Annotated in this window: 2 protein-coding genes; both read left to right on the forward strand. The window is 47.7% G+C overall.

Annotated features, from left to right (window positions below):
* Positions 1-208: hypothetical protein (locus QT974_RS33615; protein WP_333472694.1), on the forward strand; the 208-nt coding region annotated here is incomplete at its 5' end.
* Positions 209-793: 585 nt separating this feature from the next.
* On the forward strand, positions 794-2222 hold a 1429-nt coding region (gene purL / locus QT974_RS33620), incomplete at its 3' end, for a phosphoribosylformylglycinamidine synthase subunit PurL (protein ID WP_333472695.1).

Below are 2222 nucleotides of genomic sequence, written 5' to 3' on the forward strand. Positions count from 1 at the left end.
GGATGTAACGGATGGAAGTCCGAAGTCGGATGGAAGTCGGAAGAAGTCCGATGGAAGTCGGAAGAGGGAAGAGGGAAGTTCGGCAGCGAAGCCGTGTACGGGATGTAACGGATGGAAGTCCGAAGTCGGATGGAAGTCGGAAGAAGTCCGATGGAAGTCGGAAGAGGGAAGAGGGAAGTTCGGCGGCGAAGCCGTGTACGGGATGTAACGGATGTAAAGGATGGAAGTCCGAAGTCCGATGGAAGTCGGAAGAGGGAAGAGGGAAGTTCGGCAGCGGATTGTGTAACGGATGTAACGGATGTAAAGGATGGAAGTCCGATGGAAGTCGGAAGAGGGAAGAGGGAAGAGGCAATCTTCCGCAAGGGTTTGAGGACTTAAGAAAATCCTCAGCGTCTGTCGCGGTTGGATTATCAGAAAATCTGGTATATGTCAATTATTATCCGATATTTGGTAATTTGTCGATTTCTCTGTACGATCGATCGCGTCCTAGGAACTCATCGGAACCGCCAAAAACTGCTACGATCTTTGAGATTAAGTTGACAACAATGCAGCCCCTTCAATCCATGCTTGAAATTAAAATCTGAATGCTGTTATCCACAAACTCTGTCATCCTAGAAATTAGCATTAACAGTCCTGGATGGACGAGTGGTGAGAAACCGGGTTTTTTAGCGAAAAGATTTCCTTCCAACCCGCAGCTAAAATAAAAAACCCGGTTTCTTTTGCCTTGATACCTAAGTCCCGATCGACAAAATCCCAAGTCGGGATGTAAAATCTACTAAACATCGCAATTATTATGTCAAACCTCCCATTTTCCCCCGAGCAAATTGCCGCTGAAAGACTCAAACCCGAAGAATATGAAGAAATCGTTCAGCGCCTCGGCCGCCATCCCAATAAGGCTGAATTGGGAATGTTCGGCGTGATGTGGAGCGAACACTGCTGTTACAAAAATTCGCGGCCGCTATTAAAACAGTTTCCCACAGAGGGATCTCGCATTCTGGTCGGTCCTGGAGAAAATGCCGGCGTTGTAGATTTGGGAGATGGCTTACAACTTGCTTTCAAAATAGAATCCCACAACCACCCGTCAGCAGTTGAACCCTTCCAAGGTGCTGCAACTGGTGTCGGTGGAATTCTCCGCGATATCTTTACAATGGGTGCTCGCCCGATCGCACTTTTGAATTCCCTCCGCTTTGGCAATTTAGATGATAGCAAAACTCAGAGATTGTTCAAAGGCGTAGTATCGGGAATCAGTCACTACGGAAATTGCATTGGGGTACCCACAGTTGGCGGCGAAGTTTATTTCAATGATGCTTATGCTGAAAACCCATTAGTTAATGTCATGGCTTTGGGTTTAATGGAAACTCAAGAAATCGTTAAATCTGGCGCATCGGGAATTGGAAATCCTGTGCTTTATGTGGGCTCAACTACTGGCAGAGATGGCATGGGCGGTGCAAGTTTTGCTAGTGCAGAATTGACTGACAAATCGATGGACGATCGCCCAGCAGTCCAAGTAGGAGATCCGTTCTTAGAAAAATCCTTAATTGAAGCTTGTTTGGAAGCATTCAAAACAGGTGCTGTCGTCGCCGCTCAAGATATGGGCGCGGCCGGAATTACCTGTTCGACTTCGGAAATGGCCGCCAAAGGTGGTGTCGGAATTGAATTTGATTTAGATAAAGTTCCGGTGCGGGAAAGCGGCATGGTTCCCTACGAATACCTGCTTTCGGAATCGCAAGAACGGATGTTGTTTGTCGCCCACAAAGGACGGGAACAGGAATTAATTGATATTTTTCATCGCTGGGGATTGCACGCCGTAGTCGCGGGGACAGTGATTGAAGAGCCGATCGTCCGCATTCTGTTTAAAGGCGAAATCGCTGCCGAAATTACTGCAACAGCCTTAGCAGATAACACGCCAATTTATCACCGCGAATTGTTGACAGAACCGCCCGAATATGCGAAAAAAGCTTGGGAATGGACGGCGAAGTCGTTACCAAAATGTACAGTTGAAGGCATCGAAATCGGCGGTAGTCAGCAAAGTTGGAATCAGATTTTGCTGACTCTTTTAGATACTCCTACCATCGCTTCTAAACGCTGGGTTTATCGCCAATACGACCATCAGGTTCAAAATAATACTGTGCTTTTACCGGGAGGCGCTGATGCTGCGGTTGTTCGATTGCGGCCGCTGGAACCGTGTCAAAAAGAACCCCCCCAACCCCCCCTTGCTAAGG

Origin of the sequence: Microcoleus sp. BM001215392 (assembly GCF_036700185.1) — a bacterium.
Classification (GTDB): domain Bacteria; phylum Cyanobacteriota; class Cyanobacteriia; order Cyanobacteriales; family Microcoleaceae; genus Microcoleus.